The 16,548-nt window shown below is 37.8% G+C and carries 14 protein-coding genes; 6 read left to right on the plus strand and 8 right to left on the minus strand.

The annotated features are described in order from the left end of the window. The first annotated feature begins 23 nt into the window (after positions 1-23). Positions 24-1,277: a serpin family protein gene (locus VL047_RS00740; RefSeq protein WP_325357505.1), complete on the plus strand. Its 1,254-nt coding sequence runs from the start codon at positions 24-26 to the stop codon at positions 1,275-1,277. Here the strand turns inward: VL047_RS00740 and VL047_RS00745 are convergent. Both VL047_RS00745 and VL047_RS00750 read right to left on the minus strand, forming a co-directional pair. Beyond that, positions 1,255-2,913 (minus strand): helix-turn-helix domain-containing protein, encoded by a 1,659-nt coding sequence (locus VL047_RS00745; RefSeq protein ID WP_325357507.1) that lies wholly within the window; start codon positions 2,911-2,913, stop codon positions 1,255-1,257. The genes VL047_RS00740 and VL047_RS00745 overlap by 23 nt on opposite strands. Before the next feature lie 10 nt (positions 2,914-2,923). Beyond that, positions 2,924-3,484, minus strand: a complete 561-nt coding sequence (locus VL047_RS00750) for an AAA family ATPase (RefSeq protein WP_325357509.1) — start codon at positions 3,482-3,484, stop codon at positions 2,924-2,926. 154 nt (positions 3,485-3,638) lie between these two features. Between VL047_RS00750 and VL047_RS00755 the strand changes: the two genes are divergently transcribed. Both VL047_RS00755 and VL047_RS00760 read left to right on the plus strand, forming a co-directional pair. Beyond that, positions 3,639-4,139, plus strand: a complete 501-nt coding sequence (locus VL047_RS00755) for a phosphoheptose isomerase (RefSeq protein WP_325357511.1) — start codon at positions 3,639-3,641, stop codon at positions 4,137-4,139. Between the two features lie 8 nt (positions 4,140-4,147). Next, positions 4,148-5,998: a DNA topoisomerase IV subunit B gene (locus tag VL047_RS00760; RefSeq protein ID WP_325357513.1), complete on the plus strand. Its 1,851-nt coding sequence runs from the start codon at positions 4,148-4,150 to the stop codon at positions 5,996-5,998. Here VL047_RS00760 and VL047_RS00765 read toward each other — a convergent pair whose 3' ends face one another. Continuing rightward, the gene (locus VL047_RS00765) at positions 5,999-7,639 is read right to left on the minus strand and encodes a M28 family metallopeptidase (RefSeq protein WP_325357515.1); all 1,641 of its coding nucleotides are present in this window, start codon (positions 7,637-7,639) and stop codon (positions 5,999-6,001) included. 157 nt (positions 7,640-7,796) lie between these two features. On the opposite strand from VL047_RS00765, the gene VL047_RS00770 reads away from it, so the two are divergent. Beyond that, a complete protein-coding gene (locus VL047_RS00770; protein ID WP_325357517.1) occupies positions 7,797-10,586 on the plus strand; it encodes a DNA gyrase/topoisomerase IV subunit A in 2,790 nt (929 codons plus the stop codon). Between the two features lie 26 nt (positions 10,587-10,612). Here VL047_RS00770 and msrA read toward each other — a convergent pair whose 3' ends face one another. From msrA to VL047_RS00795, 5 genes are all read right to left on the minus strand, one after another. Beyond that, positions 10,613-11,125 (minus strand): peptide-methionine (S)-S-oxide reductase MsrA, encoded by a 513-nt coding sequence (gene msrA / locus VL047_RS00775; RefSeq protein WP_325357519.1) that lies wholly within the window; start codon positions 11,123-11,125, stop codon positions 10,613-10,615. 102 nt (positions 11,126-11,227) lie between these two features. Continuing rightward, on the minus strand, positions 11,228-12,286 hold the full coding sequence (locus VL047_RS00780; RefSeq protein WP_325357521.1) for a hypothetical protein: 1,059 nt from the start codon (positions 12,284-12,286) through the stop codon (positions 11,228-11,230). A gap of 57 nt (positions 12,287-12,343) precedes the next feature. Next, a complete protein-coding gene (locus tag VL047_RS00785) occupies positions 12,344-13,243 on the minus strand; it encodes a class I SAM-dependent methyltransferase (protein ID WP_325357523.1) in 900 nt (299 codons plus the stop codon). Between the two features lie 17 nt (positions 13,244-13,260). Next, positions 13,261-14,013 carry an ABC transporter ATP-binding protein gene (locus VL047_RS00790; protein ID WP_325357525.1) on the minus strand — a complete coding sequence of 251 codons (753 nt, stop codon included), beginning with the start codon at positions 14,011-14,013 and terminating at the stop codon, positions 13,261-13,263. A 31-nt stretch (positions 14,014-14,044) separates the two neighbouring features. Then, on the minus strand, positions 14,045-14,779 hold the full coding sequence (locus VL047_RS00795) for an ABC transporter permease (RefSeq protein WP_325357527.1): 735 nt from the start codon (positions 14,777-14,779) through the stop codon (positions 14,045-14,047). 116 nt (positions 14,780-14,895) lie between these two features. Here VL047_RS00795 and VL047_RS00800 point away from each other — a divergent pair, with 116 nt between their 5' ends. Further along, positions 14,896-15,615 carry an SDR family oxidoreductase gene (locus tag VL047_RS00800; RefSeq protein ID WP_325357529.1) on the plus strand — a complete coding sequence of 240 codons (720 nt, stop codon included), beginning with the start codon at positions 14,896-14,898 and terminating at the stop codon, positions 15,613-15,615. 27 nt (positions 15,616-15,642) lie between these two features. Continuing rightward, positions 15,643-16,548: a LiaF transmembrane domain-containing protein gene (locus VL047_RS00805; protein ID WP_325357531.1), complete on the plus strand. Its 906-nt coding sequence runs from the start codon at positions 15,643-15,645 to the stop codon at positions 16,546-16,548.

The following is a 16,548-nucleotide window of genomic DNA, read 5'->3' on the forward strand; positions in this document are numbered from 1 at the left end:
ACTTGATTAATTAAAAATAAACAATGAATACTATCAGCATTATATACTTAAGCATCATCGGGTTATTTCTAATTTCTCCATTAGCTTGTGATGATGCCAATCCTCCTGCAAATGAAGAACAGAAAACTTTAACATTGACACCAGCAGAAGAGAAGAAAGTTAACCAGGATAATTCTTTTAGTATTGATCTTTTTAGAGCAGCAACTGAAGGGTTGGATCCGAATGATAATATATTGCTTTCTCCGATTAGTGCAAGTATTGCTTTAGCAATGCTTAATAATGGAGCTTTCGGACAAACAAAGGATTCAATAAATAAAGCATTGAAATTTAATGGATTCACTGAAGAGCAAATTAATACCTACTATAAAAAGATTATACAAACTCTGCCTAATCTGGATCCACAAACCAAATTAGAAATAGCTAATTCAATATGGTATCATGAAGGCTATGAAGTAAAACCATCGTTTCTGAAAGCTAATGAGAGTTTTTATCAGGCAAAAATTGGTGCGTTAGATTTTACATCTCAAAATGCTCCTGATGTAATTAATGATTGGGTGAGTGAAAATACTAATAAGAAAATCCCAACTATCGTTGATCAGATATCTCCAGATATGGTTATGTATCTTATCAATGCTATTTATTTTAAAGGTAGCTGGCAAGAAAAGTTTGATTCATCAAAAACAAGCGAAATGCCTTTTACAAAGAATGATGGGTCAGTTATCAATGCTAACTTCATGAATATTAGAAAAAGCTTTAATATAATTGATAATGAAAGACTACAAGGTATTGAATTGCCTTATGGAAACGGACAATTTAGTATGTTCATATTGCTCCCTGGCAAAGACCAATCGGCTACCGATTTTGTTAAAGGATTAAAGGAGCCTGATGACCTGGGCGAAATTTATAGTGAGTTTGTGAAAAGAGAAACCGAACTGTTTTTTCCTAAGTTTAAGTTTAGCTATCAGAATAGACTAAATGATGAATTAAGTAAATTAGGAATGAGGATTGCATTTACAGGACAAGCTGATTTTACTGGAATCTCCAATAATAATCTTCTGGTTGATGAGGTGAAGCAAAAGGCTTTTATTGAAGTAAATGAGGAAGGAACCGAAGCTGCTGCAGTTACATCAGTCGGAGTACGTGTTACCTCCATGCCTATGGTACATAGCTTAAAATTTGACCGACCTTTTGTGTTTTTTATTCGTGAGAATAATTGCGGTTTGATTTTGTTTACAGGTATGATTAATGATCCTATTAAAGAGGAGAGTGGGAGCTAGATCTTACTTGCTGGGCAATTCGTATTTCAGTATAACTATAGTCAGCGCCTAATTTATTTTTTATATCAGCTGTCTTATGAGTAGGATTTTTATGCATGTAATTTAATATTATTTCAAGCTTCCTGGCATCCATAAGCTGTTCCGGTTCTACTTGGGTGCCAATGAAAGATGCTAAATGGTTAACTATTGTTCCTTCAGTGAATCCACGTATTTCCGCAATCTCTTTAATATTTTTACCTTCTTGGAAAAATGCAAGACTAATGTTCTTGGTTTCCCCTTTGCTTGCTTTGGTAACTTTTTCAATCCCCTCGTCGATGGTGATACCAATAGAGTGAAATTCATTTGCCTGCTTTAAAATAGCTGAGATGTCGGCGTCTTTTGCTAAAGCCGTACTAATCTCTTTGCATTTCTTTAAGCGGCTTAGTTTTCTGTAATTGCCTACAAGTAAGCCTTTCAGGGTTTCTATATACTTCTTTGTTCGCTTTTTGGCTGCCCATAGTTTTATATGGTTTTCTAAAGGGTTAATTGTCTGAGATTCCAACTTTTCAATAAACCAATCTGCTGCTTTCTGAGTACGATCTTCAATTTGATTAAAATCGATAATAGTAGAATCTGTAATTAACTTCCGTAATTGATTCTTGAATTTATCAGCAACTTCCTGATGCATATTAATGGCAATTAGGAGCACTTTTAAAAATTCTGAAGCACTATCTTTTTCAGCTATATTACTTGCTTCTAATCCATCAAGAATTGTTCTCGTTTTTTCTACAAGTTCGCTCCAGTCAAAAGTTTCTAACAGCAAATTCATAAGGTAAGCTTGCTGCGACTCTCTGAGTAAACTATCGAACTTATTCTCCGGCAATATATTTTCAGAATAGACCAATACATCTTTATTCGTGAAGATGTTGTTAGCATTAATTCTGGACTTTAATACCAATCCATCGAGACTTCTTACACGACTTAAGGCCACATAAACTTGTCCGGGAGCAAATGCAGAACCTGCATCTATTATTGCGCGATCAAAAGTTAACCCTTGACTTTTATGAATGGTGACCGCCCATGCTAAGCGTAATGGGAATTGACTAAATGTACCTAGAGTCTCCTCCTTGATCTTGTCTTCCGCTGTATTGTAATTGTATTTAATGTTTTTCCATTCTTCCCTACTGACTTCCACATCCGCACTTCCATCGGTAAAACTGACATGAATTGTTTTTTTATCAGAGCTTATACTTTTTATATATCCTATCTTCCCATTGTAATAACGTCTGTCTAAACCTTTGTCGTTTTTTATAAACATTACCTGCGCTCCTTTTTTTAATTGCAAGATGTTTTCAGTTGGATAGGCTGACTCCGAATAGTCGCCCCTAACCAGCGCTTCTACTGCAATTGTACTTCCCGGTAATTCTTGAAGCTTTTTTCTATTAATCTGATCTGCTTGTGTATTGTGTGAACACAAAGTAATGTATGATTCTTGTTCCGTATATTGGAAATCAGGTTGATAGTGACTGTTTAAGAGAGACATTTGTTCATTAGAACAGCGATTGTTTCTGATGCTGTTTAGTAGATTGATGAAGGTATCATCGCTTTGGCGGTAAATCTTTTTAAGTTCAATTTGAATAAGCTGGAGCTCATTCATAACAAGTGCATCAAAGAAAAACGGGCTTCGATAAGCGCTTTGCATCAATGTCCATTCCGAAGGTTTGACTACCGGTGGGAGTTGATATAAGTCTCCAATAAATAAAACCTGTAAACCCCCAAAACGGACGCATATCACGCCTTACAGATTTTAGAATATCATCAATGGCATCTAGCATATCTGCACGCAGCATGGAAACTTCATCAATGATCAGCAAATCCAGTTCTTGGATAAGATTTCTCTTTTCCACAGAGAATTTTATTTTTGATAGTAATCGATGCCTGTTATATACATTGTTGTCACTTTCGTCCCAACGAAGGGCATAATCTTTTAAATAGGTACCAAACGGTAAGTGAAAAAGGGAGTGAAGTGTTGTTCCACCTGCGTTAATTGCTGCTACTCCGGTAGGTGCGGCAATTGCCAGCTTTTTTGGACAATTTTTTTGAATATATTTAAGAAAGGTTGTCTTTCCAGTTCCTGCTTTTCCTGTTAAGAATATCGGTCGGTCGGTATGAATTACGAAGGATGCAGCTTTTAAAAAAGTTTCATTTGGCTCAATATCAATTCTCATGCGGGGTTGTCTCGATGACCAAGCAAACGGTCAAGTATTTCGGATTTATTTTAAAAGTACGGTCTTTTTACCATAAGAAAAAATAACTCATTATCTTAGCACAAAAAACTAGTAACGCTCCGAAAGACAAGATATAATTTTAATAAACAACGCAATGGTAAGTACTTCAAAAGAAGATTTGTTTAAGAATGTTGAGAATACATTAGTGCATCAGGGTTTTGCAATTGTGCAACGAGATGACACAAGACCCTGGGGTGGTTTCTTTGTAATTGATGAAGAGCAAGCTCAACAGTTTGCAGATACTTTTTTCGATGGAATTAATGTTAAAAGCCTGAAAATTTCCGGTAAGCTGAGTCCCAAAATATTAATTGTGGCACCGCATAAAAGACTGTCCTGGCAATACCATAATCGCCGTGCAGAAATATGGCAGGTTTATAGAGGAGAGGTTGGCGTCATTTGCAGTGATACTGATGTTGAGGGCGATGTTGAAAAACTTACACCGGGGGATTTAATCCGATTGGAACAAGGTGAACGCCATCGTTTAGTAGGTCTTAATGACTGGAGCGTTTTAGCTGAAATATGGCAACATACAGATCCTGATCATCCTTCTGACGAAGATGATATTATACGTGTTCAGGATGATTTTGGAAGATAAAAAATAAGATGACAAATTATAACGAGGATAGCATTCGATCTCTTGATTGGAAGGAACATATACGGCTCAGACCTGGAATGTATATTGGAAAATTGGGTGATGGTGCAGCTTACGATGATGGTATTTACGTACTTTTAAAAGAGGTTGTCGATAACTGTATCGATGAGTTTGTGATGGGTGCAGGAAGGACGATTGATATCAATGTTACTGAATCGAAAGTATCAGTACGAGATTACGGTAGAGGAATTCCTCTCGGTAGTGTGGTAGACGTTGTTTCAAAAATAAATACAGGTGGTAAGTACGATAGCAAAGCCTTCCAGAAATCCGTAGGTTTAAATGGTGTTGGTTCAAAAGCAGTAAATGCCTTGTCAAATACGTTTATCGTTCAGTCTTATCGTGGAGGAAAAACCCGTACTGCAGAATTTAGTAAGGGGGTTTTATTGAGTGATCAGGAAAAGGAGACAACTCAAAGAAACGGAACAGCCATCACATTTATCCCCGATGAAAGCATTTTCCGTAACTATAAATACAGAACAGAATTTATAGAGAACATGATCTGGAATTATGTATTCCTTAATTCAGGTCTGACAATAAACTTTAATGGCACCAAGTTCTTTTCTGAGAACGGACTTCGTGATCTATTAGAAAGAAATGTAGAAACTGAGGCAATGCGTTATCCTATTATTCATTTAAAAGGTGAAGATATAGAAATCGCTCTTACACATGGCCAATCTTATGGTGAAGAATATTATTCATTCGTAAATGGCCAACATACCACACAAGGCGGTACCCATCAAGCTGCTTTCAGAGAGGCTGTTGTAAAAACAGTTCGTGAGTTTTTTAAGAAAGAATTTGATGCCTCAGATGTAAGAGCATCATTTATTGCTGCTATTGCAATTAAAGTTCAGGAGCCTGTTTTTGAGTCGCAAACAAAGACCAAACTGGGCTCTCAGAGCATGGGACCGGAAGGACCTACTGTTCGGACTTTTATTAATGACTTTGTAAAGAAGGCACTGGATGATTATTTGCATAAGAACCCAGATACTGCAGATGCTTTATTGAAAAGAATACTTCAGTCGGAGCGTGAGAGAAAAGATATTGCTGGTATTAAAAAGCTGGCAAATGAACGTGCAAAGAAAGCATCGCTTCATAACCGAAAACTAAGAGACTGCAAGATTCATTACGATGATAAGCATGAACGTAATCAGGAAACTACCTTGTTTATCACCGAAGGAGATTCTGCAAGTGGGTCAATCACAAAATCACGTGATGTTCATACGCAAGCGGTATTTAGCTTAAAAGGTAAGCCATTGAATGTATTTGGACTCACTAAAAAAGTGGTCTACGAAAACGAGGAGTTCAATTTGCTGCAGCATGCTATGAACATAGAAGACGGACTGGATGGTTTGCGCTACAATAATATCGTAGTTGCAACCGATGCAGATGTCGATGGTATGCACATTCGGTTACTATTGATGACTTTCTTTTTGCAGTTTTTTCCTGATTTGGTAAAGGCGGGACATGTATCCATCTTGCAAACACCTCTATTCCGCGTAAGAAATAAGAAAGAAACTATTTATTGCTATAGCGAAGAGGAGAGGTTAGATGCTATACAGAAGCTTGGAACAAAGCCAGAAATAACCCGGTTTAAAGGGTTAGGGGAAATTTCTCCTGAAGAGTTCGGCCTCTTTATAGGTAAAGACATCCGTTTAGAACCGGTGATGTTGCAAAAGGATAATAAGATACAGCAGATACTAGGCTACTACATGGGCAAAAATACACCCGACCGTCAGAAGCACATTGTTAATAACCTACGGGTTGAGTTGGATGTAGATTTAGTAAAAGAAGCAATCGTTTAATTACCTATTCTCTCCTGCTTCTTTAAATTCTGAACCATCTCTCCATTTGGGGAAAGTTGTTTCCATGCTTAAAGAATAGCCAATTTGGTAAAATAGCTTTATATCGTTTATAATGCCATCCAATTGCCAATATGCAGCATCGTATTCATCTTTTTGCGTATGGTATCTGCCTTCAAATTGATCTCTTTTACTTTGAGCTTCTGTACTGGTATCGACAAAATCAATTCCTCCGCCAGCATACAGAGCAGGTACTCCAACTTTTGCAAAGTTAAAATGATCCGATCTAAAGAATGAACCGGAAGAAGGGTGAGGGTCAGGCCTAATGGTTCGGTCTTGTAACTCTGCAGCATGCTCTACATAATCATCTAACTCAGATTGCCCATAACCAATAACTGTAATATCCTTTGTAGCACCAAATGCACTCATAGCATCAATATTGATATTGGCAACTGTTTTGGATAAAGGGTAAATAGGATTTTTGGCATAATACTCTGAGCCTAATAAGCCTTGCTCTTCTGCAGTTAGACCAACAAACAATATCGTTCTCTCTGGCGGAACTGTCGCATGTTTAAATGCTTTTGCAATCTCCATAATTGCTGCAATCCCGGTAGCATTGTCATTTGCTCCATTATAAATAGAATCTCCATCCAACGATTCTCCTACACCAAGATGATCCCAATGGCCTGCATAAATAATAACTTCATCCGGACGCTTTGTACCTTCCAGCTTCCCGATTACATTATTAGATGTTGCTTTTTTAATTTCATTTTTAATACTCACATTGGTTTGAAGACCTAAATCTACTGCCTTAAAACCGGGTTTTTTTGCAGATTCAATAACGCTGCTGTCAATACCAGCCAGGTTAAACATCTTTTTTGCCGCATCTGCACTGAGCCAACCTTCAAAGGCTGCCAGAGATGCACCATCATCGGCGGTCAGTAAATTCATTTGTGGTCCACTCCAGCCAGAACGAACTACGTTCCAGCCGTAACTAGCAGCTCCTGTATCGTGGATAATTAATACTCCACTCGCTCCTTGCCGCGCAGCTTCTTCATATTTGTAGGTCCAGCGCCCATAATAAGTCATGGTGCCTCCCTTAAATAGGCTTTTGTCATAATATCCCGGGTCGTTTACCATTACGACAACTGTTTTCCCTTTTACATCTAAATTTGCATAATCGTTCCAGTTATACTCTGGTGCAACAATTCCGAAACCGGCAAAGATAAGCTCACTATTATTCACGGTAACCGATTCTTTAACTTGTCGGCTGCCCATAACAAATTCTTCCAGAAGTTTGAAACTGACCTCTCCGCCTTTGCCTTTAAATACTAATTCTTTCATTGGGCTTGATGTAGTTTCAACCAATGGCACCTCTTGAAAGTAACTATCCCCATTGCCTGGCTCTAGTCCGATACTTTCAAACTGTTCCTTTATATAATTGATGGTTTTTGTTTCCCCCTCTGTAAAAGGCATCCTGCCTTCAAACTCATCAGATGATAGAGTTTTTACGGCATTAACGAAGCTTTCCTCACTAATGCTGTTAATTGCAGCAGAATCATTTGCATCCAGTTTGTTTTCTGTGTTATTACAAGCAGCCAAAGATGCTGCTGCGATTAAAAGGATAAAAGGAAGTTTTTTCATCAGATGATTTTTGCTTTTAAACGATCAATGATATATTCGGAGGCTTAAAATTACTATAAATATGGTGAATGCAATAGAAAACACGAATGTTTTATCATAAAAGGAAATTCATTTGTATTTTTACGCGAATTGATATTAAATAGCATATTAGAAACATATGAGTGAAGAAATAGATCAAAACAATGGATTGCCGGAAGGGGAAGATGAAGAATTAACAAGCAGTAGGGTAATTCCACTTTCAGGTTTATATGAGCGTTGGTTTCTAGATTATGCATCCTATGTTATTCTTGATCGGGCCGTTCCTTATATCAATGATGGGCTTAAACCCGTACAGCGCAGAATATTACATTCTCTAAAAGAATTGGATGATGGAAGATATAATAAGGCTGCAAATGTAATTGGAAACACCATGAAGTACCACCCACACGGGGATGCTTCTATTGGTGATGCCATGGTTCAGATTGGTCAGAAAAACCTGTTAATCGATACACAAGGAAACTGGGGAGATCCTATTACCGGCGATTCAGCCGCTGCCCCACGTTACATAGAAGCGCGTTTGTCGAAGTTCGCACTTGATGTGGTATTTAATCCGGATACCACGGTTTGGCAATTAAGCTACGATGGTAGAAACCGCGAGCCTGTAACACTTCCTGTTAAATTTCCTTTACTGTTAGCCCAAGGTGCAGAAGGTATAGCTGTAGGTTTGGCCACTAAAATTATGCCTCATAATTTTAATGAATTGATTGATGCATCAATTAAATGCCTGCAAGGAGAGCGACCTAATTTAATGCCTGATTTCCCTACAGGAGGTTTGGCAGATTGCTCTGCCTATAATGAAGGTATGCGAGGTGGGAGGGTTAAGATTAGAGCAAAGATTGAAGAACGCGATCGTAAAACCCTAGCCATAACAGAAATTCCCTATGGTACCACGACTGGTGGCATCATTGAAAATATTATTGCAGCCAATGATAAGGGGAAGATTAAAATTAAGAAGATTGAAGATAATACAGCTAAAGATGTCGAAATTATCATTCACTTAGCAACTGGTGTATCGCCAGATGTTACCATTGATGCTCTATACGCCTTTACAGACTGTGAGACTTCCATATCTCCCAATACCTGTGTGATAAAGGATGATAAGCCTTATTTCATGAGTGTTAACGATGTACTTATTGAAAACACAGAGATAACAAAAGGCCTGTTAAAGCAAGAGTTAGAAATACGATTGAATGAACTAATGGAGAAGATATTCTTCAGTTCATTGTTAAAGATATTTATCCAGGAAGGGATGTATAAGCATCCTGATTATGAAAATGCAGGTGAGTTTGAAGCGGTTGTATCGGTTTTAGATAGTTTATTTGAACCCTTCTTTCCTCAGTTTTATCGAACCATCCTTCCGGAAGACTATAAGAAGCTGATCGATAAACCTATGAGTAGCATCACGCGTTTTGATGTTAAGAAGGCCGATGAGCAAATGAAAGGGTATGAAAATGAAATCAAGCAGGTAAAATATCATCTTAAGCATTTAACAGATTATGCGATTGCCTGGTTTGAGAAGTTAAAAGAGAAATACGGAGCAGGCAGAGAGCGTGCAACAGAGCTCAGAACTTTTGATAAGGTTACTGCAGCCGAAGTTGCATTGGCCAACATCAAATTCTATGCAAATCGTGCCGATGGGTTTATTGGAACGGGATTGCGCAAAGATGAATATATCGGAGACTGTTCTGACCTGGATGAAATCATTGTTTTTAGAGAAGATGGCCAATTTGTTGTTACAAAAATTCAAGATAAGACCTTTGTTGGTAAAGGAATTATCCATGTCGCTGTTTTCCGAAAAGGAGATGACCGGACCGTTTATAATATGATTTACCGCGATGGAAAAACAGGCGTTTCTTATGTTAAGCGTTTTTCTATCTTAGGTGTTACAAGAGATAAGGAGTATGACCTTACAGGTGGCGCTAAAGGCTCCAAGGTATTGTACTTTACTGCAAACCCGAACGGTGAGGCAGAGTTAATCAATATTCAATTACGGCCTCATTCAAAACTTCGGAAGCTTCAATTCGATCTGGACTTTGCTGAGATCGTAATTAAAGGTAGGGGAGCTAAAGGTAATATCGTTACGAAATATCCGATAAAGAAAATAAGTTTAAAGGCTAAGGGAGTTTCTACACTTTCAGGCAGAAAAATCTGGTTTGATGAAATATTAAGCCGGTTAAATGTAGATGGCAGAGGGCTTTATTTGGGAGAATTTGATGGAGATGATAAAATACTGATTATCTTAAAAGATGGTAGCTATGAACTACGATCTTTCGATTTAAGCACTCATTTTGATAATGACTTATACCGAATTGAAAAGTACAATCCTGAGAAGGTGTATACACTGGTTCACCGTGATGGTAAGTCGGGTGTGTTTTTTGTAAAACGTTTTCTTATCGAATCAACTGCTATTGGAAGGCGCACTTCTTTAATAAACGAAGAGCCAGGTTCAAAAATGATCTTGGCAACGGCTGCTACTAAACCGCTTGTGAAGGTTGATATTACCAAAGGAAAAGCTAAAACGCCAGAGAGCTATGAAGAAGATTTAGCTGCATTTATCGATATTAAGGGAATGAAAGCACAAGGTAATCGTCTAAGTTCCTATGATATTGTAAAAGTTGAATTGCTTTCAGTGGAGGAGGACGATGATGCGGAAGAGACTAATGTTCCTTCTGATCCGAATCCTTCACCTCAGAATGGTCAACAAACTCCGACAGAGGAAGGAAAGGTTGCAGAAGAAAGGGAAGCGAAAGATTCAGATAGCATAGGAGAAAATGAAGAGAAAACAAAAGCGGATTCTAAAGATTCGTCCATTCCATCAGAGAAGAAAGTAAGCCCTAAATTAGATCTTGAAATCACCAACCCTGATGAAATTGAGATCGATAACAAAGGACAAATAAACTTATTCTAAAATAAATTCATAAAAGGCTTTCGATTTTACTCGAAGGCCTGTATGAATTTATCCACTTTGGGTTTAACAACTGCTACACAGTAAGGTTGGTTTGGGTTCCTAAGAAAGTAATTCGTGTGATAGTCTTCTGCTTCGTAGAACGTTTCTGCAGGAGAGATCTTCGTAACGATAGGTTTATCAAATACACCTTCCGCTGTTAAACCTGCAATAAAACGTTCTGCCTCTTCTTTTTGTAAATCGTTATGATAGAATATTTCAGAACGGTATTGCGTGCCAATGTCATTCCCTTGTCGGTTTAATGTAGTCGGATCGTGTGTTTTAAAGAAGACTCCTAACAAGTCCCGAAAACTTAATTCATCCTCATTATAATCAATTTGTATTACCTCAGCATGATTTGTTTTACCAGTACATACTTCTTCATAAGTTGGGTTTTCGGTATGTCCGCCCATATATCCGGGTAAAAGTGTATTAATCCCTTTTAGTCTTTGAAATACAGCTTCCGTACACCAAAAACATCCACCAGCCAATGTTGCTTTCATTTTAATTTATTTAAAAAATTGTTATTCACTGAAACTCTTATTAGAACGAAATTGTTCTGCTAGCATTATATTATTTTTATTTATTGATATTCAAACCACAATCTATTGGTATTGGATATAGATAGGGATAGGCTTTAATTTTAACAACTCTTCAGGAGTTAACATCCGGTTCGGAGGATTCTTAATATCATTTTTATAGAATAATTTAAAGCCTGTAAACTCTACCGGTTCTTTGTGAATAAAATGGCGATAGGTACCCTTCTTTAATTCTGGTGGTCCCCATCCGTCCATATCCATTACAAATTGAACTTCCGGACGAAGTTTTATATCGCTGTAGTTTTTAACCATCGCTTGAGTGAAACGATGTACTACCAAAACTTTTGGTGGTAAGTTGTTTTCTTGCACTAGTTTCTGTAGGTACTCAGTAGCATAATTAATATCATTGGCATTAAAAGAGCCAATCTTTTTACCTGGTTTTGAACCATCTTTCATTGAGAATTCAGGATCAATTCCCAAATGTACATGCGGCAATTTTAAGTATTTTTCCAGTCGCGGTAGTTCATCCTCAATGGTGCTCAGCGCTACCTGGATATCTAGAAATACCAGCGCATTCCGCATTTTTGCGATGCTTAAAACAGAGTCAATTTGTGAATCAGGCATCCTGTTGCGGTATTTACCGTCTCTGCCTTCAGATCCTTGAGCAACAACAGCAATATAATGCAATGCCGGAATAGCTTCAGTTGTACTGTCTGCTTCGTTCCATCTTTTTATTTCGGCATCTAAATGCTCCAACATCAGTTCTGGTGGGTGCTCTCCCAGAATACCCATTCGTTTAGAATAAAGATTCCCGTAATAAGCTATAATTCTTTTAGCAGGTAAGATAGCACCGGCAAGAGGTATCGGTTGATTTTTAACGGGCCATTTGCCAGTGGTGTCTCCATTTGCAAGTGCTAAAACCTGTTTGCGATACAAATTTGAATCAACAAAAGGGTTTTTCAAGATAGCTTCTTCCTCGGCCTTCTCAATAGAATCTAAACGGCTAAGTGAGTCCACTTCGGCAGTTTCGTTAGCAGCTTGTCCAATACTAGAGTTGCACGAAGAGTAAAAAATAAGAAAGAAGAACAATACAGGTGTGGCTTTCAACAGGCTTCTTTTTATCATAGAGTGTTATATTTATTCAAAATGGAAGATACGATAATTGTTTGTTCTTATGATATATTATAATGTTTTCTTAAACCTTCCAAAGGCACTGATTGGTAGCTTTTTTCCGGTAGTTGCGGGCAAGTATAATTCACCTGTCTCCAGGTTCTTAATCTGCGGCATAGATTCTCTTAACAGTGTTTCAATGTTCTTTGAAAAGAAACCCGAGGTATAGGTGTTTAGAATCAGAAAGTGTTCTTCTTTATCCAAAAGCTTAATAACGTCATGGATCATCTCTTCAATCTGGTTTTCTAATTTCCATTTCTCACCTTTCGGCCCATGTCCATAAGCAGGCGGATCTAGAATAATACCATTATAAGTATTTCCTCTTTTTATTTCGCGCTTAACAAATTTCAAAGCATCTTCTACCAACCATCGGATATCTTTTAAGCCGGATAGCTGCTGATTCTCATTTGCCCAGGTAATAACTTGCTTAATAGAGTCAACATGGGTGGTTTCTGCTCCATACGCTCTTGCAATCAGTGAAGCACCACCAGTATACGCAAATAGGTTTAATACTTTCGGTTGTGGCTTCTTAAAAGATCGAATTGTAGCGGCAATATAATCCCAATTTGCTGCCTGCTCAGGAAATATTCCGATATGTTTAAACGCAGTTAGAGCCAGACGAAATTTAAGATAGATATCTTTGTTTTGATAGTTGATGAACCATTCGTCAGGAATACTCTTATTTTTTTTTATCCACTCGCCTTTGGTTGCAGAGCGACTGATAAATCGAATGTCATGCTTTTTTATCCACTCTTCTTCTGACATCGTTTTCTGCCAGTGAGCAGCAGGTTCCGGACGGATTAAAATTCGGTCACCAAATCTTTCAAGCTTTTCTCCGCCGCCGCAGTCAATCAATTCATAATCCTTCCAAGTCTTAGGAATGGTTATGAAACTACCTCTATTCTGGTCCATTTAATATGAATCTTTACTTAAAAACTTTTCTTTGCTACTTTCATAAACGGACTTGCAAATACGAAGTCATTAAGCTCTTTAATGTCTGTATGTGCTATTTCTTTATTAGATCCTTCCCAGTTTTTCTTTCCCTGATAAAGGAATAAAATATAGTCGCCAATTCCCATTACAGAACTCATATCATGCGTAACCACAACAGTGGTTGTGTTGAATTCTTCCGTTAATTCTTGAATTAACTCATCAATAAGAATGGATGTTTGCGGATCGAGACCTGAGTTGGGCTCATCGCAAAAAAGATATTTAGGAGTCATGGTAATTGCTCGGGCAATCCCAACCCGTTTCTTCATTCCTCCTGAAAGTTCAGATGGGTACAGGTCATTTTTGCCAGCTAAATTCACGCGCTCCAAACAGAAATTTGCACGGTCAACCTTTTCACTTTTACTCATGTCTGTAAACATTTCAAGTGAAAAGATAATGTTCTGCTCAACAGTCATGGAATCAAAAAGAGCGGAATTCTGGAAAAGCATTCCTATTTCCTTTCGGATCGGAATTCTGTCCTCAAAAGACAACCTGGTAAACTCGGCCCCATCGTATATTACTCTGCCAGAATCTGGTTGATGCAGTCCTACCATACATTTTAAAAGCGTACTCTTGCCTGATCCTGAACCACCAATTATCAGACTGATTCTACCGGGTTCAAATGTTGCTGAAATGCCTTTTAAAACTTCATTTTCTCCAAAAGTCTTATAGATATCCGATACTTCAATCATTTAATTTTAATTTAATGAGACGCTTCACTATTTAAAGCATCAGGGCCGTAATAATATAATCGCAAACCAATATTGTTATACAGCTTACTACCACACTTTTCGTACTCGCTAATCCTACTTCTAAAGAACCTCCACGTACATAAAATCCTTGGTAGGCTGATATAGAGGTGATTACAAAGCCAAAAACGAAAGCTTTAACCATGGCAACTGCAACCGTATAACCGTTAAAGTCGCCCGTAATCCCCATAATATAATCTGCAGGAGTTACTGCACCTGACAGAGCACCACCGGCGAGACCACCAAAAAGGGCTAGAAAAATCGAAATGATAACCAATAATGGTACCATCGTTATTCCAGCGATTATTTTAGGTAAGATTAGGTAGCCCGGAGCATTGATTCCCATAATTTCCAGTGCGTCAATCTGTTCTGATACACGCATAGAGCCTATTTGAGATGAAATGGATGAGCCCACTTTTCCTGCAAGAACCAATGCTGTTATCGTCGGACTTAGTTCAAGAATACTTGAATCGCGGTTAATCTGTCCGATAATGGAAGAAGGTATTAAATCTGAAACTAATTGGAAGGCAATTTGCATGGTCATTACCGCCCCGATAAAAGTAGAGATGATGGCAACCAAGCTTAATGAACCAACTCCTATATTATCCATGCTCAGAAAAATTTCCTTCCAATAGATTCTCCATTTTTCTGGTTTCTTAAAAACTGATTTTATAAGAAGGAGGTATTTGCCGAAATCTGTAAAAAACATAAAATATGGATATGTCGTAAATATAACGTTTTTCTATAGCTGCCAAAACAATAATTTACGAAGCCGCCGGAGTTAACCTTTTTTATTTCGTATTTTCGTTAACAAATAAAACAGCAATGAGTTTGAATAAAAATAAGGTGGCGCTGGTAACCGGAGCTACCAAAGGCATGGGTAGGGCAATATCTTTTGCCTTGGTAAAGGAGGGTTATACTTTGTTAGCTTGCGCAAGAAGGCAAGATACATTAGAGCAGTTACAAAACGATATTAAAGATGTTTATCCCCATGCAGATGTTCATATTCATGTTAGTGATTTCTCAAAAGCTGCGCAAATAGAAGATTTATTCAACTGGGTTGATATCAGTTCCTTTCATGTAGATGTATTGGTAAACAATGTAGGCCTTTTTATTCCGGGATATCTTTTAAAAGAATCGCCGGATATGCTTGCAAAACATATGCAAGTAAATCTTTTCACACCACATTCCTTATCTGTTCACTTCGGACGCAAGATGCGTGAAAATAAAAGCGGACATATCTTTATGATCACATCTGTTGCTTCCCGAAGTGCCGTAGTTACAGCAGGCTCCTATTCTGTAACAAAATATGCTTTGGCAGGTCTAACAGCTGTATTACGTAAGGAGTTAAAAGATGACCATGTAAAGGTTACTGAGATTATTCCGGGCTCTACACTAACATCTTCCTGGGAAGGAACAAGCATTCCTGAAGAAGAATTTGTTCTGCCAGAAGATATCGCTCAAGCTTTGATATCAGCATTAAATATGAGTATTGGTGCCAATGTTGATGAAATAATTATTAAACCTGTAAAAGGTAATCTATGAAAATTAGAAATTGTAAAATGCTAGGTTATGAATATTAGAAGAATTAGCTGGGGCTTAATTGTATTGTTTATTGGTTTGATATTGCTTCTTACCAACCTGGACTATATTGATTTTAATTGGCTGGCAGTTTTTTCCCTATGGCCCGTTCTTTTAATACTATTAGGTTTAAGTTTTATGCTTCCATATAAGCCTGAAAGTAAGTATATTATGATAGTTGCCACCGTTGCTACGCTGGCTCTTTTTGCTTATAAAGGTTTGGAACCAAGGAATGAAACGCAAAATTTCCATTCAGATAGAAGAGGTGGCACTGCTGTTTTTTCGAGAGATTTAAGTCCTGAAATAAAGTATGGCAGGCTTAATATAGAAGGTGGAGCTATCAGTTATCGTATGAGTGGAAGCACCGATAAGCTTTTCTATGCTGAAACAAGAAGCAATGCCAGTAGTTTCTCGCTTTCTGAAAAAACGAAGGGAGAAAATACGACGATCGATTTTATAATGCGTGGTAAGGAAGGGATAGAGCTGAACGAAAACAACATCCGGAATAATGCCATTATGCGCTTGAATAAAGATTTAATTTGGGAAGTTGACCTGAAGATTGGCGCGGGTGCTGCCGATTTTGACCTAAGCAATTACAAGGTAAAGAAAGTGGAAGTTGATGGTGGAGTTTCCAGTATAAACATACGAATGGGAATGCCTTTTGAAAAGGAATCAACGATGGAACTTAAGGGAGGTTTGGCAAGCTTTGAACTTAATATTCCGGATGAAGCAGCTTGTAAAATTGTTACTAAATCTGCTTTGTCATCTCAGAATTTCGAAGGTTTTAATAAACAGGAAGATGGTTCTTATATCACCGATAATTATAATACTACCGATAAAAAGTTTCTTATAACGATGGAGAGCGGCCTCTCTAGTTTTAGTGTTAAACGATATTAA

It is taken from the genome of Albibacterium sp. (assembly GCF_035514885.1).
GTDB lineage: Bacteria > Bacteroidota > Bacteroidia > Sphingobacteriales > Sphingobacteriaceae > Albibacterium.